Annotated in this window: 19 protein-coding genes; 9 read left to right on the forward strand and 10 right to left on the reverse strand. The window is 45.2% G+C overall.

Translation table 11 applies throughout. From position 1 onward, the window contains the following. Positions 1–57: 57 nt before the first annotated feature. The 4 genes from acnB to hrpB form a co-directional block, all read right to left on the reverse strand. Positions 58–2,655 (reverse strand): bifunctional aconitate hydratase 2/2-methylisocitrate dehydratase, encoded by a 2,598-nt coding sequence (acnB, locus tag R7041_RS07945; protein WP_064368754.1) that lies wholly within the window; start codon positions 2,653–2,655, stop codon positions 58–60. Positions 2,656–2,923: 268 nt separating this feature from the next. After that, a complete protein-coding gene (locus tag R7041_RS07950; protein ID WP_005380018.1) occupies positions 2,924–5,254 on the reverse strand; it encodes a patatin-like phospholipase family protein in 2,331 nt (776 codons plus the stop codon). A 122-nt stretch (positions 5,255–5,376) separates the two neighbouring features. Further along, positions 5,377–7,749, reverse strand: a complete 2,373-nt coding sequence (mrcB, locus tag R7041_RS07955; protein WP_017820402.1) for a penicillin-binding protein 1B — start codon at positions 7,747–7,749, stop codon at positions 5,377–5,379. Further along, positions 7,742–10,210: an ATP-dependent helicase HrpB gene (gene hrpB / locus R7041_RS07960; protein ID WP_258512284.1), complete on the reverse strand. Its 2,469-nt coding sequence runs from the start codon at positions 10,208–10,210 to the stop codon at positions 7,742–7,744. Before hrpB ends, mrcB begins: the two co-directional genes overlap by 8 nt. A 66-nt stretch (positions 10,211–10,276) precedes the next feature. Between hrpB and sfsA the strand changes: the two genes are divergently transcribed. The 7 genes from sfsA (at position 10,277) to panC (ending at position 16,223) form a co-directional block, all read left to right on the forward strand. Further along, positions 10,277–10,993 carry a DNA/RNA nuclease SfsA gene (gene sfsA / locus R7041_RS07965; RefSeq protein WP_017635909.1) on the forward strand — a complete coding sequence of 239 codons (717 nt, stop codon included), beginning with the start codon at positions 10,277–10,279 and terminating at the stop codon, positions 10,991–10,993. Between the two features lie 136 nt (positions 10,994–11,129). After that, positions 11,130–11,576, forward strand: coding sequence for an RNA polymerase-binding protein DksA (gene dksA, locus R7041_RS07970; RefSeq protein WP_005386584.1), 447 nt, complete (start codon positions 11,130–11,132; stop codon positions 11,574–11,576). 95 nt (positions 11,577–11,671) lie between these two features. Further along, positions 11,672–12,535 carry a tRNA glutamyl-Q(34) synthetase GluQRS gene (gluQRS, locus tag R7041_RS07975; protein ID WP_005386586.1) on the forward strand — a complete coding sequence of 288 codons (864 nt, stop codon included), beginning with the start codon at positions 11,672–11,674 and terminating at the stop codon, positions 12,533–12,535. A gap of 102 nt (positions 12,536–12,637) precedes the next feature. Beyond that, positions 12,638–14,005: a polynucleotide adenylyltransferase PcnB gene (gene pcnB, locus R7041_RS07980; RefSeq protein WP_005386589.1), complete on the forward strand. Its 1,368-nt coding sequence runs from the start codon at positions 12,638–12,640 to the stop codon at positions 14,003–14,005. Further along, positions 14,002–14,487: a 2-amino-4-hydroxy-6-hydroxymethyldihydropteridine diphosphokinase gene (gene folK, locus R7041_RS07985; RefSeq protein WP_005380007.1), complete on the forward strand. Its 486-nt coding sequence runs from the start codon at positions 14,002–14,004 to the stop codon at positions 14,485–14,487. Before pcnB ends, folK begins: the two co-directional genes overlap by 4 nt. Positions 14,488–14,511: 24 nt before the next feature. Then, positions 14,512–15,306: a 3-methyl-2-oxobutanoate hydroxymethyltransferase gene (panB, locus tag R7041_RS07990; RefSeq protein ID WP_005386592.1), complete on the forward strand. Its 795-nt coding sequence runs from the start codon at positions 14,512–14,514 to the stop codon at positions 15,304–15,306. Between the two features lie 11 nt (positions 15,307–15,317). Further along, positions 15,318–16,223 (forward strand): pantoate--beta-alanine ligase, encoded by a 906-nt coding sequence (gene panC / locus R7041_RS07995; RefSeq protein WP_005380005.1) that lies wholly within the window; start codon positions 15,318–15,320, stop codon positions 16,221–16,223. 53 nt (positions 16,224–16,276) lie between these two features. On the opposite strand, the gene R7041_RS08000 is transcribed toward panC, so the two are convergent. From R7041_RS08000 to R7041_RS08015, 4 genes are all read right to left on the reverse strand, one after another. Beyond that, on the reverse strand, positions 16,277–17,206 hold the full coding sequence (locus tag R7041_RS08000; RefSeq protein ID WP_064354285.1) for a Kdo(2)-lipid IV(A) acyltransferase: 930 nt from the start codon (positions 17,204–17,206) through the stop codon (positions 16,277–16,279). Positions 17,207–17,333: 127 nt separating this feature from the next. Then, complete coding sequence (locus R7041_RS08005; RefSeq protein ID WP_064354286.1) at positions 17,334–18,104, reverse strand: ABC transporter permease; 771 nt, start codon at positions 18,102–18,104, stop codon at positions 17,334–17,336. Then, on the reverse strand, positions 18,105–19,022 hold the full coding sequence (locus tag R7041_RS08010; protein ID WP_005380000.1) for an ABC transporter ATP-binding protein: 918 nt from the start codon (positions 19,020–19,022) through the stop codon (positions 18,105–18,107). Positions 19,023–19,272: 250 nt separating this feature from the next. Next, positions 19,273–20,943 carry a SulP family inorganic anion transporter gene (locus tag R7041_RS08015; RefSeq protein WP_005379997.1) on the reverse strand — a complete coding sequence of 557 codons (1,671 nt, stop codon included), beginning with the start codon at positions 20,941–20,943 and terminating at the stop codon, positions 19,273–19,275. Between the two features lie 281 nt (positions 20,944–21,224). On the opposite strand from R7041_RS08015, the gene can reads away from it, so the two are divergent. Continuing rightward, a complete protein-coding gene (gene can, locus R7041_RS08020) occupies positions 21,225–21,893 on the forward strand; it encodes a carbonate dehydratase (RefSeq protein WP_005379996.1) in 669 nt (222 codons plus the stop codon). Positions 21,894–21,971: 78 nt separating this feature from the next. Here the strand turns inward: can and hpt are convergent, their stop codons facing one another. Then, on the reverse strand, positions 21,972–22,502 hold the full coding sequence (gene hpt / locus R7041_RS08025) for a hypoxanthine phosphoribosyltransferase (RefSeq protein ID WP_005379995.1): 531 nt from the start codon (positions 22,500–22,502) through the stop codon (positions 21,972–21,974). A gap of 319 nt (positions 22,503–22,821) precedes the next feature. On the opposite strand from hpt, the gene opaR reads away from it, so the two are divergent. Next, complete coding sequence (gene opaR, locus R7041_RS08030; protein WP_005379994.1) at positions 22,822–23,436, forward strand: transcriptional regulator OpaR; 615 nt, start codon at positions 22,822–22,824, stop codon at positions 23,434–23,436. Between the two features lie 145 nt (positions 23,437–23,581). On the opposite strand, the gene lpdA is transcribed toward opaR, so the two are convergent. Beyond that, a complete protein-coding gene (gene lpdA, locus R7041_RS08035) occupies positions 23,582–25,009 on the reverse strand; it encodes a dihydrolipoyl dehydrogenase (RefSeq protein WP_005379993.1) in 1,428 nt (475 codons plus the stop codon). Positions 25,010–25,204 lie beyond the last annotated feature (195 nt).

The raw sequence follows: 25,204 nt of genomic DNA on the forward strand, positions 1-25,204 counted from the left end.
ATTGCTCCCATAAAAAAAGCACCTCATGTGAGGTGCTTTTGAATTGTGCATTTCTGATTATGCCGGCTCTTGGAAGATCACTTCGTCCGCTTTCTTGGTGTATTGATCCATTTTATGGAAGTTCAAGTAGCGGTACGTATCCGTTGCCGTAGCGTCGATTTGCTTCGCGTATTCTAGGTATTCTTCTTTGGTTGGAATCTTACCTAGAATTGCACCTACTGCAGCTAGCTCAGCTGACGACAGGTAAACATTCGCACCAGTACCCAGACGGTTCGGGAAGTTACGCGTTGAAGTCGACATTACTGTTGATTTATCTGCAACACGCGCTTGGTTACCCATACAAAGTGAACACCCTGGCGTTTCAATACGAACCCCTGCACGTCCGAAGATACCGTAGTAGCCTTCTTCAATCAGTTGGTCTTTATCCATCTTTGTTGGTGGCGCTACCCAAAGGCGCGTTGCTAACTGGCCATTGAACTTATCAAGCAATTTACCTGCTGCGCGGAAGTGACCGATGTTCGTCATACAAGAACCGATGAACACTTCATCAATCGCTGTGCCTTGTACTTCAGACAACAAACGAGCGTCATCTGGGTCATTCGGTGCACATAGTACTGGCTCATTGATTTCAGCCATATCGATTTCAATCACATGTGCGTATTCAGCGTCTTTATCTGCTTGCATCAGCTCAGGGTTTGCTAGCCACTCTTGCATTGCTGTAATGCGGCGCTCGATAGTACGGCGATCACCGTAGCCTTCAGAGATCATCCACTTCAGCATCACGATGTTAGAGTTTAAGTACTCTTCGATCGACTCTTGAGACAATTTCACAGTACAACCTGCCGCCGAACGCTCTGCAGATGCATCAGAAAGCTCAAATGCTTGCTCAACCGTTAGCGTTTCTAAGCCTTCAATCTCAAGGATACGGCCAGAAAATTCGTTGATCTTGCCCGCTTTCTCTACCGTTAGTAGACCTTGCTGAATCGCGTAGTAAGGGATGGCATGAACAAGATCACGCAGTGTAATACCCGGTTGCATTTCACCTTTAAAACGAACCAAGATTGACTCTGGCATGTCTAGCGGCATAACGCCTGTCGCAGCTGCAAAGGCAACCAAGCCCGAGCCTGCTGGGAATGAAATACCCAGAGGGAAACGAGTATGTGAGTCCCCACCCGTACCGACAGTATCCGGTAGTAGCATACGGTTTAGCCATGAGTGGATAATACCGTCACCAGGACGAAGAGATACACCACCGCGGTTCATAATAAAGTCCGGAAGTGTATGGTGAGTGTTAACGTCTACTGGTTTTGGATAAGCCGATGTGTGACAGAAAGACTGCATGACAAGATCAGCAGAGAAGCCGAGACACGCCAAGTCTTTAAGTTCATCACGAGTCATAGGGCCTGTAGTATCTTGCGAGCCTACTGTCGTCATCTTCGGCTCACAGTAGGTTCCAGGACGGATGCCTTCTACGCCACATGCTTTACCAACCATTTTCTGTGCAAGCGTGTAACCCTTGCCAGAATCTGCGATTTCACCAGGTTTGCGGAATACGTCCGAAGGCTCAAGACCTAGCGATTGACGCGCTTTGTCTGTCAAACCACGACCGATGATCAATGGGATACGACCACCAGCACGAACTTCATCAATCAGTACTTCTGTTTTTAGCGAGAATTCAGCTAGAACCTCACCAGTTTCGTGGTTGCAAACTTTACCTTCATATGGGTAAACATCGATAACATCGCCCATGTTGAGCTTAGTTACGTCAACTTCGATTGGTAGTGCGCCAGCATCTTCCATTGTGTTAAAGAAGATAGGGGCAATTTTGCCACCAAGCACATACCCACCAGCTCGTTTGTTTGGAACGTAAGGGATATCATCACCCATAAACCAAAGCACTGAGTTGGTTGCAGATTTACGTGAAGAGCCAGTACCAACAACATCACCAACGTAAACCAATTGATGACCTTTGTCTTTTAACTCTTCAATTTGCTTGATCGGGCCAATAGTACCCGGTTGATCAGGGTTTATTCCTTCACGCTCGTTTTTAAGCATCGCCAGTGCGTGTACTGGGATATCAGGACGAGACCAAGCGTCAGGTGCAGGTGAAAGGTCATCCGTGTTCGTTTCACCTGTTACTTTAAATACGGTTAGAGTGACTTTTTCTTCAAGCTTAGGCTTAGAAAGGAACCACTCAGCATCAGCCCATGATTGAAGTACTTTCTGTGCATGCGCATTGCCTGCTTTTGCTTTCTCTTCTACGTCATAGAAAGCATCAAACATTAGCAGCGTATGAGACAGCGCTTTTACTGCGATCTCTGCCAGTGCTTCATCATCCAATAGCTCAACTAGCGGTTCGATGTTGTAACCACCTTGCATAGTGCCTAGCAGTTCAGCCGCTTTTTCACGACTCACTAATGGTGATTTAACTTCACCTTTTGCTACTGCTGTTAGGAAACCCGCTTTTACATAAGCAGCTTCATCAACACCTGGAGGGATACGGTTTTCAAGTAGGTCAAGAATGACTTTTTCTTCACCTTCCGGGGGATTTTTCAGAAGTTCTACAAGTCCAGCAACTTGTTCTGCGTCTAGCGGTTTAGGAACAACTCCTTCAGCAGCACGCTCTTCGACGTGTTTACGGTAGGCTTCAAGCACGACTTTTTCCTCTCATTGCGGTTCCTCCTCTATTATTACTATTGTTAAAGTAAAGGAGTGAACATCCTTGGAAACTTGGCTCTCCATTGCCCTTGTTTTCATTCAATTATGATTGAGAAACAGCGCCGTAGAGGCCAAACTGTGGGCAAAATAATAGCAAATTTAACCTTAAATTAAAATCTTATCATTTTGACCAACATAGCAACTTACGACTAAAGTTCTGCTAATTTTGACCAAATATGCCAAGTTTTTGCTTTCTCATACCCGATTAATTAAACGATGTTCCTACGATCAAATACACAGCATCCAAATCTTGCTCGGTACGACCGTATGCCAACATTATTGGTCCTATTGGTGAGTCAACACCAAAGAAGATGGAGCCAGCATTGTAAAGCGGCGCTTCGTTTAGTTTCAGATCATTATCAGACCAAACACCGCCATATTCGACCGATGCGCCCAGGTAGACTGGAGCTTCAAACAATCCGAAATCATTATCAAACCACTTATATCGGTACACCAAACTGCTGAAAAATAAGTTCTGTCCGATCAGGCTATTTCTTGGGATTCCCGATAGGCTTAAGAAGCCGCCCAACTCTCTGGGATCAAGCGGTAAAGATGAGTTTTTACTCTCTACAAAACTATATTCAGCATGTCCGACTAAAGTATGACGCTGATGACTCACTGCACCTTTAAATCGTGCAGAGATTTCATAAACGGTATCTTCAATAATTTTGTCAGTTTCTAAAAGGCTAACGCCTTGAGGACTTTGATCATGAGACACTAAATATTCGAGATCGACTAAAAGCCCACGAGTCGGAAATGCGAAATCATCAAGTGTATCTAGGCGATAATTGGCAAACAGGCCACGACGTTCAAAATCCAATTTACCAGCAGAAGCCAAAGTAGAAAGCTCAATATCTCCGGTTGAGTAGCGAGCGCCAAATCGAAGTTCTTGCCACAATGTGGGTTGGATACCTATCGCTAACTCTGTTGTAAAATCATCGTAAGTGACCGGAAAAAAGTCATTTACTGACTCTAAATCTGGTGCTTGAGGCTCTGTTAAAGGTAAGTTTCGGCTCTCACTACCATAGGAAATTCGCCCCGATACAAAAAGTTCTTGGCTAGATAAAACAGGGGAATACAACTCAGCTTCAATCAGCTTATCCGTGCCCATTTCTACGTTGAACGCCAACTCCGCGCCATGAGAGTTTAAATTGGTAAAGTTGGTCGATATTCCTATGCCGTACTGGCTATCTGTATCGAAGTCATCTTCAAGAAAAAATCGGAAGTTGAGATAATTAGGCCCCCACGACTTCTCGTTAACATCAAAAACCAACAATGTCTCACCATCAACCTCTTCAAAGTGATAAGTGATGAGCTCGAACCGATCTAACGCGTAGAGGTTTTCAACGGCTTTCTCAATTTCGGCCGTTGAAATACGACGTCCGGTTTCTAATTCAATACGATTCGTCAACAACACATCGCTGTAGTGCGTGTTATTAACAATCACTATGTCATCAACCACACGCTGATCGCCATAAATCAAAGTTTTACGAACTTCTTGTTTGCGATCGATGTATTTTTGATAGTCCGCATTGGACAAGCGCAACCCTTTCAGCTTGTCTTTTAACTGCTTGGTAATATCGTACCCAGCTTGAAAAGCCCAAGGCATTTTGTCGAACTCGACAGTTTCCATGGTGCCCACATTGGGACGAATATAGATATCTTGAGGTTCAAGCTCGTCCACTTGCTGTTGTGTACTACGACGAACGAGATAGTTAGAGAGTTGGTCCGCGACAGTAAACAGCCCCGTAAATTCATCTTCGGTTTTGTAGTCGGTGCTAATATCGACGGCAATAACGACATCAGCCCCCATGGCGCGAGCCACATCGACAGGCATGTTATTGACGACACCGCCATCGACAAGCATATGGCCATTGAGCTTATAGGGAGGAAGCGCTCCTGGTACAGACATGCTAGCCATCATGGCGTCCACAAGGTAACCATTGCCCAGTACGACTTCTTCTAGGGCAAGAATATCTGTCGCAACAGAACGATAGGGAATGGCAAGATCATCAAAAGAATCGAATCGCCCTAAGTTCCCTGTAGTCTCACGCAATACTCGCAACATGTTCTGGCCTTGCACCACACCCGTTGGTGCTCGTACCTCACCGAACCTTAAGCCGAGATCGGTATTAATTTGATAGCGGTCTTCATACTCTTTGTCACGAACTCGACGTTGGCTACGGTCAACACGATCTCGATAACCGCTGCCCCAATCGACGGTGTAGATAAAACTCTCAATTTCATCAGCACTCATCCCCGTGGCATAGAGCCCACCCACATAGGCGCCCATACTGGTACCGGTCACAATATCGACAGGGATCTGCATTTCTTCCAATGCTTTTAAAACCCCAATGTGTGCCGCCCCTTTCGCTCCGCCACCAGCGAGCACAACCGCCACCTTTGGTCGAGGTTCCAAGTCATCCGTTTTTGTTAGAGAGTTTGCGAGGGAAACAGAAGGAGTGATCATCAAAAAGGTACTAACCCAAAGCGCAAAGTTGCGAACCGATGGGCTTGATAACAGCTTTTTGAACATTCACTTCTTCCTTTATTGAATATCTGATCAAGTAGGGCGTGCTAGCAGTACTGTACTAACACGCCCTAATATGTACTAAGAATTAATCAGATAAACAAGCTAATGTTGTTGATTTGGCGATGCTACCAATCAAATATGCTATTTAACCAGTTTGATTTCTTCTCACACTGTTGCTTTATCTGACCGGTTTTATCCCAAACCGGCAGTTTGTAATCACTACGGCAGTTCATTTCTAAACCTCCATCAGATGTAGGCTTGAACCCTAATGTGGTGATTTCTCTTGGCCATGGGAGCTCTAAGCGCTCAGGAATACGCTGCTTCAAGTACTCTGCGTACACTCGTAATGCACCACTCGACCCCGTTAGATTCACGGGTTTATTATCGTCGCGGCCTAGCCAAATTGTCGTCACCTCACGACCATCAACACCGACAAACCAACTATCGCGGTTGTCATTACTGGTACCCGTTTTTCCTGCCAATGCAGCCCAACCAAACTGGCTTTGTAAGAAGCGGCCAGTGCCTTGAGCAACCCCTTGTTTCATCGCGTAGGTCGTTAGCCATGCAGCTTGTTCATCCACGGCTCTTGATGAACGAGGCAAGGATTGATACAGCACATTACCTTCCATATCCATGACTGAGCGCAGAGCGGTCAGTTTTGCACGCTTACCTGAATTCGTCAGAGTCTGATACATCTGTGCGACTTCGAATGGCGTCAAAGAAAACGAACCCAAAAACATCGAAGGCACTGGGCGAATTTCGTCTTTGTTCACGCCCAAACGCTCTAAAGTATTGGAGACTTCAGGAATGCCAAGTGCCATACCTAAGCGCACGGTTGGTACGTTAAGTGATTTCGCTAAAGCAATGTAAAGTGGCACATCACCACGATATTTTCTATCGTAGTTGCGCGGCGTCCACACGTTACCTTTACTGCTCTTCAGACTTAACGGCGTGTCGTGTAGCGTCGTGCCTAGGTTGTATTTATCCGGTTGTTCTAGAGCCGTTAAGTAAATCGCTGGTTTCACTAAAGAACCAATTGGACGACTGGCATTGAGCGCGCGGTTAAAGCCTTCATAACCGACACGTTTACCACCAACCATCGCACGGATTTCACCACTATGGCGATCAACGGCCACAGCAGCGGCTTCTAACTCTTTACCACCCCGTTTAGCTAGTTCTGGGATCTTTTTCGCGATAGCTTGTTCCATTTTGCTTTGCGATACTGGGTCCAGAGACGTAAATACGCGCAGTCCGGTCTCTGCCTTAAATCGCTCCCCAACTTTTTCTTTTAATTCAATACTCAATTGTTGGAAATAAGCTGGCTGACGGCTCGCAATACGTGGCTTGCTTTGCGTATCGAGTGGACGACTTACAGCTTGTTCATACTGCTCTGAAGTCAACATGTTTTGCTGCATTAACAGGCGCAGAACGAGATCACGACGTTCTTTCGTTCTCTCAGGGTAACGAATTGGGTTGTAGTAAGACGGCCCTTTTACCATCCCAACTAACATCGCCAGTTGATCGATTCGCAACTCCTGGATTGGCTGCCCAAAATAGTAACGCGACGCCAAGCCAAACCCGTGGATCGCTTCACCTCCACTTTGACCTAGGTACACTTCGTTTAGGTAGGCTTCTAAGATACGATCTTTGCTGTAACGGTAATCCAAAATTAGCGCGATATACGCTTCTCGAACTTTACGCCACAGTGTTTTATCACGAGTCAAAAATAGGTTTTTTGCTAATTGCTGAGTCAGCGTACTACCACCTTGAACAGTACGACCCGCCTTAATGTTCGCAACCAATGCACGTGCAATCGCGAGCGGTGACACCCCGTCATGTTGATAAAAATCCCGGTCTTCGGTCGCAAGCAGTGCATCCACCAAAATTTCAGGGAACTGATCACGACGTAAGAAAAGGCGCTGTTCATCACGGTCTTTCTCCAGCATGCCCAACATCTTCGGTTCTAGGCGCAAGTAACCAAGGTCTCCTCGAGATTCTAAAGACTGAATACGTTGCAAGCCGGAATCAGAGAAATGCAGCATAATGTGACGATCCGGCTCGGGACCATCGGCAAACTCGAATGGACGACGAATCAATTCAATCCGAGTGGAAGAAGAGGAATATTCGCCTGGGTAACGAGGTTGACTCACTTTACGGTAATTCAACACATCTAGCTCGTTGCGCAGTTCTTGGATGGTGATATTCTCACCAGGGCTTAGATTCAAGATACGGGCATAAACCACCGTTGGCAGCTCAAACAGCTGGCCTTCAAAGCGTTCTTTCACCACACTATCTAAGTAAATCCCAACAAACAGCAAAACAGCGGCAAGTGCAACGCCAGCTTTCCAGCTAAACGACCACAGAACTTTCAACCACGAACGTTTCTCGTTAGTCGGCTTTTTACTCGGCGTACGTCGAGTCTGTTTTGCGGCTCCTTTATTGGTTGTACTTTTCTTCGCTGGCGCTTTTTTCGCGCTAGGCTTCTTGCTGTCAGTCATTATTCAATTGTCTTTTTGTTTTCGTTGTTGCTACATGATTGGCAGGATCATCTGGCCAAACGTGTTTTGGGTAGCGCCCTTTCATCTCTTTTTGAACGTCTTTGTAGCTTCCGTTCCAGAAAGCCGCCAAGTCCGACGTTACTTGCAATGGACGTTGTGCCGGTGAAAGCAGTTCAAGCACCAAACGCTTGCGGCCAAGAGCCACCGTTGGGGAACCACTCTCCCCAAATACTTCTTGCATACGCACCGATAATATCGGCTCATGGCCATATTGGTAACGGATACGCTTCTTTGAACCTGTGGGCAGTTGGTAATGCTCAGGTAACCATTCATCCAGTTGTTGATTGAGTGGCCAACCTAATCGAGCATTAAACGCTTCGACCAAGTTTATCTTGCTCAGGTCTTTAACCGAACTGACAGACGTCATGTATGGTTCTAACCACTCCTCTAATGAATCCAGCAAACTGACTTCATCAAACATTGGCCATGACTGCTCAGGTAACCATTCCACCGCACAACGAATCCGAGCTAACAAGCTCTCCGCTGCCGGTGTCCAGTTTAGACTCTGTAAGCCCTGGCGGCGGACATACGTGAGTAAAGCTTGTGTCATTTTTTCTTTGCCCGGGCTTGGCAACGGCTCGCGTTCAACGACCAGCAGACCGAGTTTTGTTTGTCGCTCAGCTATTAGACGGCCTCTTTTTTCATCCCACTCCACTACTTCTTCAGACGAAAATAGCGTATCAAAGGTCGTTCGCAATATATTGACATCCAATTCACATGCCGAATGAATTTGACTTGAATTAGAATGAGAACGCATTAAGTCAACGGCAACCAAATACTCACAGCCACCTAGCATGTCTTCCTGACGACATTCTGCACCATGACCATTAGCCAAAGTAAATCGCCCAAATTGATTTGTGCGCTGCTGCGCAATGCGATCTGGAAATGCCAAACTTAACACCAGCGGTAATGCATCTTCATCCACGCCTTTCAGGTCAAACACCGTATCCAATTTGTACGCTAGAGATTGAGCACGCTTGAACAACATCGACTTTTTTGGATGAGTACCAACAAGCCAACGATGCAAGCTATGAGCGATATTGGTAACATTTCTCTCTGGCTCTTCAATCAGTGCGACCGCCGCCAAAGCAGCATTTAACATCTTATCACTGTAAGATTGCGCTTTAATTAGCATCGCAGCCGCACGAGGCTCAACGCCTAGTTCATGCGCCTGTTTTCCTTCGGACGTTAATTGCCCTTTTTCCGTCAGTAGTCCCAATGACACCAATAGCTGCTTCGCTTGTTCCAATGACGCATTAGCGGGAACATCAAGCCACTTTAGATCGTGGATATCACTCGCTCCCCAAAAGGCAAGCTCCATAACTAAACTAGCTAAATCGGAATGCAAAATTTCGGGTTGGGGAACCAGCGGTTGCTGCTTGAACTGGTTTTCAGAATAAAGACGAACACAAATGCCCTCTTCTATTCGTCCCGCTCGTCCTGCACGCTGAATCGCTGAAGACTGTGCAATGCGTGTTTGCTCTAAGCGTGTTAAACCGTTTTTCAAATCAAAGCGGGCAATACGCTCTAACCCAGAATCAACGACGAGGCGAATGCCTTCAATCGTTAGTGAAGTTTCTGCAATGTTGGTCGCTAGAACGACTTTACGCTTACCTTGTTCTGCTGGCGTAATCGCTTTTTGTTGATCTGCAAAGCTCAGTTGACCATAAAGTGGGCATACGTCGATATCATCCGCTAAATGAGACAACCGCTCTTCAACTTGTTTTATGGCACCAACACCCGGTAGGAAAGCTAACAAAGATCCAGACTCTTTGTTCATAAGACTTTCTATTGTTTTTGCCATACTCGTAGGTAAATGCTCGTTCACACCTAACGGCTGGTAGCGCATTGCCACATCAAAGCTGCGCCCTTCAGATTCAATGTAACTGGCTTCTGGCAACAGCGATTGTAATGCTTGTTGATCAAGCGTTGCTGACATTACCACCAGCTTGAGATCGTCTCGCAATGCCTCTTGAACTTCTAAACTGAATGCCAAAGCGGTATCGGCATGAATGCTGCGTTCATGAAACTCATCAAAGATCAGTAGATCAACCCCATCCAACTCCGGGTCTGTTTGGATCATCCGAGTCATAATCCCTTCGGTTACGATCTCCAGCTGCGTTGCTGAGCTTACCTTTGCCTCACCACGGACTCGATAACCCACGCGTTGACCTACTTGCTCTCCCAATTGCTCAGCAAGATAACGGGCAATGTTACGCACCGCGAGTCGTCTTGGCTCAAGCATGATAATTTTTCCATCAACCGAATGATTTAAGAGTAACTGCAAAGGGAAGTAAGTCGACTTACCGGCACCAGGCGCCGCTTTTAAGATCACTTGATGTTGATTTTTGACCGCCGTCAGCAACTCAGGCATCACGGCTTCAATCGGCAATTGTGACAAAGGAAATACCTTATGGTGTAATGGTGGCAACATTGTACATAAAAAATTTTTTGTCTAAATAAGCAAATGCATTTCACACCCGCTTTAGAGTCCGCCACTCTACTCAAACGCTATAAACGCTTTCTTGCCGATATCGAGCTCGATACTGGTGAAATCCGTACAATCCACTGCGCAAATACAGGTGCAATGACGGGTTGTGCAACGCCCGGAAACAAAGTTTGGTTTTCTACTTCCGACAACCCGAAACGAAAATACCCCAATAGTTGGGAGTTGAGTGAAACCGAACAAGGCCACCGTATTTGTATCAATACCGCGCGCGCCAATCAATTAGCCGTAGAGGCTATTGAAAATAATGTCATTTCAGAGCTTTGTGGTTATGACACACTTCAAACTGAGGTGAAATACGGCAATGAAAATAGCCGAATTGATATCTTGCTCAGCGCAGACGACAAGCCAAAGTGCTATATAGAAGTGAAAAGCGTCACTCTTCTTGATGAGACCGACTCTACTGGACAAGGATACTTCCCAGATGCGGTCACGACTCGGGGACAAAAACACCTGAGAGAGCTCACAGAAATGGCACAAAATGGAAGTAGAGCCATACTTTTATTCACTGTTTTACATTCAGGTATTGAAAAAGTATCCGCGGCGCACCATATAGACGCGAAATATTCACTATTACTCAAACAAGCACAAGACGCTGGAGTGGAAGTTCTCTGCTACAAAGCTGAACTGAGCGATACTGGAATGAAGCTGATTTCCGCTATTGATTTTATCAATTAAGAGAAAAAATGATGTCGTCTTCACATTGACGATAACTTTGCGATTCAGTATTTGCTTGCACCGCCTCTTTTTGCTATAGATACCCGCCTTAAATTGACTGCGTAGCAGTTGACTAGGTGTAAGTAGGAGATGCTGTATGCCAGAATCAAAGAAGAAAACGATAGGCATCCTAGCCATTGCCGGCGTGGAGCCATATCAGGAAAAACCTGGTGAAGAGTACATGTCACCAGAGCAGGTTGAACACTTTACGAAAATCTTAACAGCTTGGCGCGACCAGCTAAGAGCTGAAGTGGATCGTACTGTTCACCACATGCAGGACGAAGCAGCAAACTTCCCAGATCCAGTTGACCGCGCCTCTCAAGAGGAAGAGTTCAGCCTAGAACTGCGTAACCGTGACCGCGAACGCCGTTTGATCAAGAAGATTGAAAAGACTTTGGATAAAATCAAAGAAGACGATTTTGGCTTCTGTGAGTCTTGTGGCGTAGAGATTGGCGTTCGCCGTCTTGAAGCACGTCCAACCGCTGACCTTTGTATTGACTGTAAAACACTTGCAGAAATCAAAGAGAAGCAAATGCAAGGTTAATCACCCAGCATTATGATTGTTGAAGGGAGCTCAGGCTCCCTTTTTGTTTTGGCTACCTTCGCACCCTATTTGTTTACTAAATTCGAGATACACGCATGACACGCTATGTAGGTCGATTCGCCCCATCTCCTTCTGGTCCACTGCATTTTGGTTCACTGATTGCCGCTCTTGGCAGTTATTTTCAAGCGAAAGCACAAAACGGAGCTTGGTTAGTACGTATTGAGGACTTAGACCCACCAAGAGAAATGCCAGGTGCAGCGCAACTTATCCTAGAGGCACTCAAGGCCTATCAGCTGCATTGGGATGGAGAAGTGGTATACCAGAGCGAACGTCACGACCTTTACCAAGCTCAAATAAACAAATGGCTCGAAAATGGAGAAGCCTATTATTGCCAATGTACTCGTAAGCAAATTAAAGAGCATGGCGGTTTTTATCCTGGCACTTGCCGCGATAAAAACTTGAAAGACGGCGCGATTCGCCTAAAAATGACCAAGCCTGTCGCTCATTTCCTCGACCAAAAGCGGGGAACCATTACTATTCCAGAGCAACTCGTTAATGAAGATTTCATTATTAAACGTCGAGATGGATTATTTGCTTATAATCTTGCGGTAGTATTGGACGACATCGACCAAGGCGTCACAGAAGTCGTGCGAGGTGCAGACTTAATCGAGCCGACAGGGCGTCAAATTAGCCTGTACCAAATACTTGGTCAGCCTGAAGTTAGCTACTTGCATTTACCATTGGCGATGGACAACAACGGCAATAAATTGTCGAAACAAAATCACGCGACGGCTATTGATATAGATACACCAAAACCTACTCTATTGCGCGCCATGACATTTTTAGGTTTCGAGATACCTGAAACCGTAAGGGCGGCCAACATAGAAGATATTCTTCGTTGGGGCTGCGAAAACTGGCGGTTGGAACAGCTTCCAGCAGAGATCGAGATCACACCGTGATTCTCAAATGGCATTGTGTAGGCTATCATTAGCCGCAAATTAGGCCCTAGAGGCGTATAAAACTAACCAAAGCAAGATTGGATTAAACCCAGTTATTGCCAGATGCACATGAATACAAACGACTATACACCAAGCGAACCTGCCACAATTCCAGAGCTCGCTCTCAATGTAATAACTCGTGAAGAGCACAACATTTCGCGTAAGCAGATCAGTGATAATGCGCTGAAGGTACTGTACCGCCTAAATGGTGCTGGTTTCGATGCTTTTCTTGTGGGTGGCGGGGTTCGAGACTTACTGCTTGGACAAAAACCAAAAGATTTTGACATTGCGACCAACGCAACGCCGGAACAGATCAAACAGCTATTTCGTAACTGCCGTTTGATTGGTCGCCGCTTCCGCTTGGCTCATATTATGTTTGGCCGAGACATCATTGAGGTTGCGACGTTCCGTGGTCACCACCAAGAGCAAAAGAATAAGAGCATTTCTCAGCAATCAAAAGAGGGTATGCTGCTGCGTGACAACGTCTACGGCACCATCGATGAAGATGCTGAGCGCCGTGATTTCACGATTAACTCGATGTACTACAACATCGCAGATTACTCGATTCACGACTACGCACGTGGTATTGAAGATTTAGAAGATCGCCTAATTCGACTGATTGGTGATCCAGAAACACGCTACCGTGAAGACCCTGTGCGCATGCTGCGTGCGGTTCGTTTCGCGGTAAAACTAGACTTTGATATTGAAGAAGACACCGCAGCGCCAATCGAACACATGGCACCGTTGCTCGGTGACATTCCGTCAGCGCGTCTTTTTGAAGAGTCACTCAAATTATTGCAATCCGGTCATGGCTTAGAAACCTACCACCTACTGCGTGAGTACAACCTATTCCAGCAACTATTCCCGACGATTGCAGCGCACTTTACAGAAGATTACTCCTCTCACACTGAGCAGATGTTGGATCTTGTCCTAGATTCTACCGACATGCGCATCGAAGATGGGAAACGCATCAATCCAGCATTTATGTTTGCTGCAATGCTGTGGTACCCACTGTGTGCGAAAGCCGATGAACTGATGGAAGAGCGCAACTTAGGCCATTACGACGCCATTATGGAAGCGAGCAACATCATTCTTGACGAGCAAGTTCGCACAATTGCCATTCCAAGACGCCACACCGCAACCATTCGCGAGATTTGGCAGTTACAGCTTCGTCTTCCACGACGTAACGGTAAACGTGCATTCCGTCTTATGGAGCTCAATAAATTTAGAGCTGGCTTTGATTTTCTTGAAATGCGCGGTGAAATTGAAGGTGGTGACACTCAGAAGCTTGCCAAGTGGTGGGAAACTTTTCAAAATGCAGGCCGAGAAATGCGTCAAGCAATGGCTGCCGACTTAGACGGTCAATCACCGAAAACAGGCCAGCGCCGCCGTAAAACTTATCGCAAGAAAAAGAGTAAGCCCAAATCATGATTACAGCGTACATTGCGGTAGGCAGTAACTTGGCTGATCCTGTCAGCCAAGCGAAGCAAGCGATTGAAGCATTAAAAACGCTGCCTAAATCAGAGTTTGTTCAAGCTTCTTCGCTATACAGCAGCACGCCAATGGGGCCACAAAACCAACCGGATTACATCAATGCGGTTGTGTCTATTAACACCAGTTTGACGCCTATTGAATTGCTCAATTGCACACAAGCCATAGAGCAAGAACAAGGGCGTGTCCGTAAAGACGAACGCTGGGGACCAAGAACCTTGGACCTCGACATTGTGCTTTATGGCAATGAGGTGATTAATTCCGAGAGGCTGATCGTTCCTCATTATGGAATGAAAGAGCGTGAATTCGTACTCTACCCTCTTGCGGAAATTGCACCAAGTTTACAACTCCCTGATGGGACCGAGGTCTCTAAACTACTGGAACAAGTAGATAGAAACGGCCTCAGTATCTGGCAGTCATAGCCAACTCCTAGTAAGGATAAAACCATGAAAAAAATGACCATCAACGACCTAATCAAGTGGAAGCAAGAAGGTCGTAAATTTGCTACTTCAACCGCTTATGATGCGAGCTTTGCCCAACTGTTTGAAAGCCAAGAAATGCCAGTACTTCTTGTTGGTGATTCTCTAGGTATGGTTTTGCAAGGTCACAACGATACTCTGCCAGTAACGGTCGATGATATCGCTTACCATACTCGTTGCGTACGCGCTGGTAGCCCAAATTGTTTGTTGATGGCAGACATGCCATTCATGAGCTACACCACGCCAGAGCAAGCTTGCGAAAATGCGGCTAAACTGATGCGTGCTGGTGCCAATATGGTAAAAATTGAAGGTGGTGACTGGCTTGTCGACACGGTGAAAATGCTCACTGAACGATCAGTTCCAGTTTGTGCTCATCTTGGTTTAACTCCTCAAGCTGTTAATATTTTTGGTGGTTACAAAATCCAAGGTCGCGATCAAGAAAAAGCAGACCGCATGGTAAAAGACGCATTAGCGCTGCAAGAAGCAGGCGCTCAAATCGTCTTACTAGAATGCGTACCAGCTGAGCTTGCTGAACGTATTACGCAAGTGCTTGACGTTCCTGTTATCGGTATTGGTGCAGGTAACGTAACAGATGGTCAAATTCTCGTAATGCATGATATGTTTGGTATTTCTGCCAACTACATGCCGAAATTCTCCAAAAACTTTCTTGCTGAAACAGGTGATATGCGCAAAGCCGTTACTAAATACATTGAAGATGTAGCCAACGGTGTATTCCCAGACGACGCTCATACCATTGCCTAGAGGATAAATGCATGCAAACTTTTGCGGAAATCTCAGCAGTTCGTGAACACCTTAAAACCTTTAAACGTGAAGGTCGTAAAGTGGCGTTTGTCCCTACCATGGGCAACCTTCACGAAGGCCACTTAACCTTAGTGCGTAAAGCACGCGAATACGCTGATATCGTTGTCGTAAGCATCTTTGTTAACCCGATGCAGTTTGATCGTGCAGACGATTTAAATAATTACCCACGCACGCTAGAGGAAGACTTAAGCAAGTTAACCTCTGAAGGGGTCGATGTGGTATTTACGCCAACACCAGAAGTTATCTACCCAGAAGGTCTGGACAAGCAAACCTTCGTCGATGTCCCTGGCCTATCAACAATTCTCGAAGGCGCGTCTCGACCAGGTCATTTCCGTGGCGTGACGACGATTGTGAATAAGCTGTTTAACATCGTACAACCGGATGTCGCGTGCTTCGGCGAGAAGGACTTCCAACAACTTGCTGTTATCCGCAAGATGGTTGATGACCTAGCAATGGACATTGAAATCATCGGTGTACCAACCGTACGTGAAATGGACGGTTTAGCAATGAGTTCACGCAATGGCTTGCTTACGCTGGACGAGCGTCAACGTGCGCCTGTACTTGCTCGTACAATGCGTTGGATCAGCAGTGCCATTCGCGGTGGCCGCGATGACTACGCATCGATCATCGAAGATGCAAGCGACCAACTTCGAGCTGCAGGTCTGCACCCTGATGAGATCTTCATTCGTGATGCTCGTACATTACAAGTGATCACACCAGAAACGACACAAGCTGTCATTCTGATGTCTGCGTTCCTAGGCAAGGCTCGTCTTATCGATAACCAAACGGTAGATATGGTTGTCGAAGCGAAGGAAGAAGCTGAATCTAACAATACAAACTCAGAGAGCGCAGAGTAAGCTCTGAGTCATAAAAGTAAAAAGGTCGACTCTTAGTCGACCTTTTTTATACTCTACGTATAGACGCAATCTAACCCTTCAGGGCGAGTTTTAAACCGCTTGTGCAGCCACATCCACGCTGGAATATCACGTTTTATCATTTTCTCAAGCTCTTGGTTCAAGATGCTTGCCGCTTTAACCGCATTACGTCTCTCGAAACGCTCGCTAATGTCTTTTCCAATGTACAGCGTGTAATGGTGATTTTTACTCACTGTAACGCCAGATATAACCGCGCACTTTGTTGCATCAATGAGAACACTAGACCCGACGGTACTCGCCGCTTGTTCAACAGCAAAAAACGGCGCAAAAACAGAATGGCTAACGCCATAATCATGGTCGGGCAAATACCAAAGTCGATGACCCTTTTTCAGAACTTTGAGCATTGATTTCACGTCTTTTCGATCAATCATTTGATGTCCAAAACGAGTTCGACCTCGATGTTGAATAAACTCATAAGCAGGATTCGAATTTGGGCGATAAACGCCATAACCTTGGGCAAACTGGCTAAAAATACGAGCGGTTATCTCCAAGTTTAAATGGTGACTGCACACCACCAACACACCACGTCCATTCTTTTCCTCAGCGAGTAAACGATCTTTTCCAACAATAGAGGTTATCCAACGTATCCGCCAATCTGGCCAAAACCAAGCGATACCGGTTTCGATGATCGCCATTCCAGTATATTGAAAGTTTTTTCGTACTACGTCCTTACATTGCCAATCCGTAAAATCAGGGAAACACAGCTGGAGATTACGCAGAGCGATCTTGTGTCGGCGCTTCATTACATGCATCGCAATACAGCCGATGCTTCTACCTAAGATTCGCAATACTACGTATGGCAGTACATTAACAAGAATCGCTAAAGATCCAAATGCCAGCCATACAGACCAATATTTGGGCTTAAGTAACTGATAGGAGAAAGGCGGCGGCGGGACAATATTCATAGGATCACTCATTTATTACAAATGATTGAAACCTACCATGATAAAAACCGAAAAATTGTATGGGTATGTATTGTTATGCATGCGAAAGAGCAGCGTGAATCGCCGCTCTTTGCTTTATGAGAATGGCTTAGCTTCTTAGCCCAATCCCTTTGGTTACTAGATAATACGCAATGGCATACAGTGCAACAACAAACACTGCAAGTACACTAAATGAAGTGATAATGCCTACATCCGAGACACCTAAAAAGCCGTAACGGAACGCATTCACCATGTAGACGATTGGGTTGATCTTAGAAACGCCTTGCCAAAATTCAGGCAGAAGACTAATCGAATAAAAGACACCTCCCAAGTAAGTTAGAGGAGTCAATACAAACGTAGGGATGATCGAAATATCGTCAAACGTTTTTGCGTAAACCGCATTGATCAAGCCACCGAGAGCAAATACCACCGACGTCATGAAGACAGTCGCGACAATAATGCCCCAGTGCTCCACTTGCAAATCAACGAACAAAAGTGACACACAAGTAACAATTGCACCGACCAACAAACCTCGAGTCACGCCGCCCATCACGTAGCCAGCAATAATCACATAGTTTGGTACCGGTGCCACCAGCAGTTCTTCAATGTTCTTCTGTAGCTTTGCACTAAAGAATGACGACGCCACGTTCGAGTATGAGTTAGTGATCACCGACATCATGATCAAACCTGGAACAATGTACTCCATGTAACTAAAGCCGCTCATCTCACCAATTCGAGAGCCAATAAGATTGCCGAAAATGATGAAGTACAACGTCATCGTAATGGCTGGCGGCACTAAGGTTTGCACCCAAATACGTGTAAAACGAGTGACTTCTTTGCTCAGCAAGCTGCGAAATGCCGTCCAATATAAACCGTACATTTAATTACTCCCCTCTCTTACAATGCTGACAAACAACTCTTCAAGTCGGTTGGCTTTGTTACGCATTGAGAGAACTTTAATGCCATGCTCTGTTAACTGACTGAATACCGAATTCAATCCTTGGCTCTTATCTAGTTCTATCTCTAAAGAGCCATCAACAATACTTTGTCGATTAACACCTTCAAGCTCAGGCACCTCGACTTCTGACTCAATATCCAAGATAAATGTCTCGACGCTTAGCTTACCTAGTAACGCCTTCATGGTGGTATTTTCAATCAGCTCACCACGATTAATAATGCCGATATTTCGACACAGCATCTCCGCTTCTTCTAGGTAGTGTGTCGTTAAAATAATCGTAATTCCTTGCTCTTGGTTGATCTCTTTCAGAAACCCCCACATTGAGCGGCGTAGTTCAATATCCACTCCAGCCGTTGGTTCATCTAAAATGAGTAATTGCGGCTCGTGCATCAAAGCTCTTGCGATCATTAAACGACGCTTCATCCCACCGGATAGGTTACGAGCACGCTCTTGGCGTTTTTCCCATAAATCCAATTTTTTCAGGTATTTTTCTGCTCTTTCTTTGGCTAATACTTTAGACACACCGTAATAGCCAGCTTGCTGCATCACAATTTGCTCAACGGTTTCAAACTGGTTGAAGTTGAACTCCTGTGGCACCAAGCCTAAATTCTGCTTGGCCAATTCGAGGTCGGTATCAATGTCATAACCGAAAACTTTCGTCGTTCCGGAGGTTTTATTCACTAAGGAGGAAATGATGCCAATCGTGGTCGATTTTCCTGCACCATTGGGACCCAGAAGCGCGTAGAAGTCACCCTTTTTCACTTGGAGACTTATACCTTTTAACGCCTCAAAGCCACCTGCATACGTCTTGCGCAGTTGTTCAATTTCTAATGCGTACATAAGGTCTTGATTGCCGTTTGTTTGTGATTACTAATACCGACTCATATTTAGCAGCGGTTTACTACAAAATCGCCTTGGGTATCGTATTGGAGGTCCATCAGTTTATCGTTGAATAACGATGATTACAAATAAACCTTTCGATAATATTGGAAATATAACCCTTACCTCGTAAAGGTTATCTCTGAGTAAGACAAAATAGAGCATAAAAAAACGTAACAGGACACTGTTGCGTTTTTAACTGTCAGAATGATTACGCCGTTATGCGCTGATACTGGTCTGCCTCAACATGTGCCACCGCCGCATTCAATGCTTCGTAACGGAATTGGTACATATTTTCATCAGGCACAAGGTCAATCACATGGAATTTCTCTAGCTGTTCTCGTGTTCGCTCATTCGGGCATAATAAATACACGGCACAATTGGCATCGAGAGCATCCTTAATCGCATTCTCTAACGCCAAACCGACGGTCACATCAATCATTGGTACATCCGTAAGATCGAGAATCATCACGTCATAGTCCGAAATACTAGAGTGCTGACGTGAAATGGCTTTAGAAACACTAAAGATCATCGGACCGGAAAGATAAAAGAACAGCACTTTACCATTAGCACGATCCAACAAACCACGCTCGCTGTCAGTCAGCGGCACATCATCTTCATCCGCGTCGCTGATCGCTTTTACTTGTCGCGCCTGCTCTCGGCTCAAACGCTCGATGATGATAATGTTCGAGATAAAGACGCCTAAACCCACCGCAACGATAAGATCAACGAATACTGTAAGCAACATAACGCCATACATCACCGCCATTCCGGAAAAGCTTACCTTATGTGCCCTCTGAATAAAGCTCCAGTCTAGGATGTTAAAGCCAACATACACCGCAATGCCTGCTAACACAGCCATCGGGATTGGCTCTGTTAACCCGCCAGCAACCAGTACAACCAACGCCAACATTAGTGCACGAATCACACCAGATAATGGCGAACGAGCCCCAACTTGGATATTCGTTACCGTCCCCATGGTAGCCCCCGCCCCCGGCAGCGCACCAAACAAGCCTGAGATCATGTTAGCTAACCCTTGACCTCGCAGCTCTTTATCTGAGTCGTGTTCTTTACGAGTTAATGAGTCACCGATAACCGCCGTTAACAAAGTATCAATACAACCTAATGTGCCGAGCACTAATGCATCAATGACCATCTCGACAAACATATCTGTGTCAATATAAGGGGCGACGAGAGAAGGTAACCCAGCAGGAATTTCACCGATACGACGAATATCTTCTGTATCAAAGAGAATCACAGACAATAAAGTTACCGCGACCAATGCCACGAGCTGTGCAGGAACGTATTTACGATATTGCTTAGGGAAGAAAAAAAGAATCCCCAAAGTCAGTAGTCCCAAAAACAACTCACTGAATTTAAGGTTAGAAATGGTCTCCGGCAAAGCAGATAACGTTCCGAGTACTCCCCCTGAAGGCGCAGCATGTCCCATCAAAGGCGATAACTGCAGAATGATAAGAATCACACCAATGCCAGACATAAACCCGGAAATAACGCTATAAGGCATTAAGGTAACGTATTTACCCAGTTTTAACGTCCCCAATAGGATTTGGAATGCGCCAGCCATCATGACAACCGTGAAAGTCATAGCCATGCCCGTTTCTGGGTATTTCGCCATCATACTGGTTAATACTGCGGTCATGATTACCGTCATTGGCCCTGTCGGTTCTGATATTAACGTATTAGAACCACCAAATAACGAGGCAAACAAACCGACCATTATTGCCCCCCAAAGGCCGGCCTCAGCACCGGCTCCGGATGCAACACCAAACGCTAACGCCAGAGGGAGAGAGATAATCGCCGTGGTTACCCCGCCAAATACATCCCCTTTGAAATTGATATCTTCAAAACGACTACCGAACACTGCTGATTTTCCCTGCATTCAATTTTAAAAAGTAAAATATCACTACTTTAACGAGCTAGGCGAAAATTTAAACCATAAATAGATTAAGGCTAAATTCACACCACAAATAGTTTCACCAGATTTTACTTTTTTCTTAATGAAAACTAGTCAGATGAGTCCTATCTGACGAATATTTAACGAGATCGAAATTGTAACATTGTGTATAGTTACAACACTGATCGCTTGCATGTGCACACAAACAGCGGCAGCGATTTTGTCTTTTAAGGGAAGTAGTTTGCAAAATGCCGGAAATAAAACAGTTATTTGAAAACAATTCGAAATGGTCTCAAGAGATCAAATCTGATCGACCTGAATACTTCGCAAAACTCGCTGAGGGGCAAAAGCCTGATTTTCTTTGGATTGGCTGCTCTGATAGCCGCGTTCCTGCCGAGCGACTAACCGGGCTATACTCAGGTGAACTCTTTGTTCATCGGAATGTTGCAAACCAAGTTATCCATACTGATCTCAACTGTCTATCTGTCGTCCAGTACGCCGTAGACGTTCTTAAGGTTAAACACATCATTGTCTGTGGACACTATGGATGTGGTGGCGTAAACGCAGCCATTGATAACCCTAAGCTAGGTCTTATTAATAATTGGCTGTTACATATCAGAGATATCTATTTCAAACACCGCACTTACCTAGATCAAATGCCGCAACAAGATCGAGCGGATAAACTAGGCGAGCTTAATGTTGCAGAGCAAGTGTACAACTTGGGTAACTCAACCATCCTGCAAAACGCTTGGGAGCGTGGGCAAGATGTTGAAATTCATGGTGTGGTATACGGAATTGAAGATGGTCGCTTAGAGTACTTAGGCATTCGTTCTAACTCTAAGGAAACCGTAGAAGCGTCTTACCAGAAAGCTCTTTCGACGATTCTAAATACAGATAACAAGCTGCTTTGTCGCTAAGTCATATCTAAAAGTTGAACAAAAAACGCCCATCTTAGATGGGCGTTTTTTTTATATTTTTAATGCTGCTCTCAATGATTATTCTTGAGGTACAACTTTACCGATGTATGGTAAGTGGCGGTATTTCTGCGCGTAATCAATACCCACCCCAACGACAAATTCATCTGGAATTTCGAAACCAATCCAATCCACAGGAACATTCACTTCACGACGAGATGGCTTATCTAGGAGCGTACAAATAGCGATAGACTTCGGCTCACGTAGCGAAAGAATCTCACGGATTTTATTTAGTGTGTTACCAGTGTCAATGATGTCTTCAACAAGCAGAATGTCTTTACCTTTGATGTCATCATCCAAATCTTTCAAGATACGAACGTCACGTGAGCTTTCCATCGTATTGCCGTAGCTTGACGCTGTCATAAAATCAACTTGGTGAGTCAGTTCGATAGCACGTGCCAAGTCTGCCATAAATACAAATGAGCCACGCAATAAGCCTACCAACACAAGATCTTCACTACCTTGATAACGCTCTGTAATTTGTTTGCCTAATTCACGAACTCGCTCCTGAACTTCTTGCTCAGAAATCATGACTTCTATTGTATGTTTCATACTGTGCTCAATCTAAATTTGTGGGTTGAGGTAAGTCGCACGCAAACGATCACCTAATCTTACGGCGTGTAGTGTATCACCACGTTCATTGGGTTGAAAGTCACATCCTGTTGCCAAAAAATCTTGGAAGAAGGTCTTAGTTTTATAAAGTTCATAGCTAAATTTATCAATAATAATGACATTACTGTATATAAATTGTTCTACAGATGTTGACCTTGTGCATATGCACCATTACACTCATCACTGCTTTAAGCAACTATTAAAATAATCAATTAGGGGGTTACCCCCAATATCAACTCAAATGGCAAGGAAAATGGATATGGACTCAATTGCAAAGAGACCTAGAACTAGGCTTTCTCCAATTAAGCGTAAGCAACAGTTAATGGAAATCGCATTGGAAGTATTTGCGCGCCGCGGCATCGGTCGTGGTGGTCACGCAGATATCGCAGAAATTGCTCAAGTTTCTGTAGCGACTGTTTTTAACTACTTCCCTACACGCGAAGACTTGGTGGATGAAGTTCTCAATCACGTCGTACGTCAGTTCTCAAACTTCCTATCGGATAACATAGACCTAGACTTACATGCACGTGAAAACATCGCCAATATTACTAATGCGATGATCGAGCTTGTCAGCCAAGATTGTCACTGGCTAAAAGTATGGTTCGAGTGGAGTGCTTCAACACGTGACGAAGTATGGCCATTGTTTGTTTCAACTAACCGTACTAACCAGTTGCTGGTACAAAACATGTTCATTAAAGCAATTGAACGTGGCGAAGTGTGTGACCAGCACGATTCAGAACACTTGGCAAACCTGTTCCACGGTATTTGTTACTCACTGTTTGTCCAAGCGAACCGCGCTAAAGGTGAAGCGGAGCTGAAACACCTAGTGAATTCATACTTAGATATGCTTTGCATTTACAACCGTGAACACTAAAGCTTAGCTCGTAATATATGTCAGCCCACCGTTTGGTGGGCTTTTTATTGTCTGCTGTCAGCTAAGCACACATTTATATTTCTATATAACAAGCATAAAAAAACCGCTGCAATGCAGCGGCTTCTATCATTCAGTCAGAAAAAGCTTACTTCTTCTTAACTGCTTTTTTGTTTGGCAGGTCAGTGATTGAACCTTCAAATACTTCAGCAGCTAGACCTACAGACTCGTGTAGAGTTGGGTGAGCGTGGATAGTCAGAGCGATATCTTCTGCATCACAGCCCATCTCAATTGCAAGGCCGATTTCACCAAGTAGTTCACCACCGTTAGTACCAACGATAGCACCACCGATTACGCGGTGAGTTTCTTTGTCGAAGATTAGCTTAGTCATACCGTCTGCACAGTCAGATGCAATTGCACGACCTGATGCTGCCCATGGGAATGTTGCTACTTCGTACTTGATGCCTTCTTCTTTCGCTTCTTTTTCAGTCTTACCAACCCAAGCCACTTCTGGCTCAGTGTACGCAATTGAAGGGATAACTTTAGGGTCAAAGTAGTGCTTCTTACCAGAGATAACTTCAGCAGCTACGTGACCTTCATGCACACCTTTGTGAGCAAGCATTGGTTGACCAACGATATCACCGATCGCGAAGATGTGAGGAACGTTAGTACGCATTTGCTTATCAACGTTGATGAAGCCGCGCTCGTCAATTTCTAGACCCGCTTTTTCACCGTCGATTAGCTTACCATTTGGTACACGACCGATAGCAACTAGAACCGCATCGTAACGCTCAGCTTCAGCTGGCGCTTTCTTGCCTTCCATTGAAACGTAGATACCGTCTTCTTTTGCTTCAACTGCTGTTACTTTCGTTTCTAGCATTAGCTTGAACTTGTCTTTGATACGCTTAGTAAATACTTTCACGATATCTTTGTCTGCTGCAGGAATTACCTGGTCAAACATTTCAACAACTTCAACTTTAGAACCTAGAGAGTGGTAAACCGTACCCATTTCTAGACCGATGATACCACCGCCCATGATAAGCAGTTTTTCTGGCACTTCTTTTAGTTCTAGAGCGTCAGTAGAGTCCCAAATACGTGGGTCTTCATGCGGGATAAATGGCAGTTTGATTGGACGAGAACCAGCCGCAACGATTGCGTTGTCAAAGTTAACAACTGTTGGCTCACCTTCACCTTCTACAAGGATAGAGTTAGGGCCAGTGAACTTACCGTAACCGTTAACTACTGTTACGTTACGCATCTTAGCCATACCGCTTAGGCCGCCAGTTAGTTGGTTAACAACTTTTTCTTTCCAGATGCGGATTTTGCTGATGTCTGTTTGAGGCTCACCGAACACAACGCCGTGGTCAGCCATCGCTTTCGCTTCTTCAATTACTTTAGAAACGTGAAGCAGTGCTTTAGATGGGATACAACCCACGTTCAGACATACACCGCCAAGCGTGCTGTAACGTTCAACTAGTACAGTTTCAAGACCTAAGTCCGCACAACGGAATGCAGCGGAGTAACCAGCAGGACCAGAACCAAGTACAACAACTTGGGCTTTAATTTCTTTGCTCATTTTGACCTCTTGTAGTCATTATCCCTAACAGGCTGAGTGGGTATCGATTTTTTATGTTTAAGAGAGATTTGTTTTAAACAGTTATTTTCAGACCGCTAACAGTTTACAGAGATGTTAATGGTGTGAAAAGTAAATCAATTTAGCCTGTGAGCTAGACAACAATTCGATTGTGAAAACCCTGAACGAAGCAAGGCT

Origin of the sequence: Vibrio sp. 1751, assembly GCF_033339895.1 — a bacterium.
In the GTDB taxonomy this organism is placed as follows: domain Bacteria; phylum Pseudomonadota; class Gammaproteobacteria; order Enterobacterales; family Vibrionaceae; genus Vibrio; species Vibrio alginolyticus.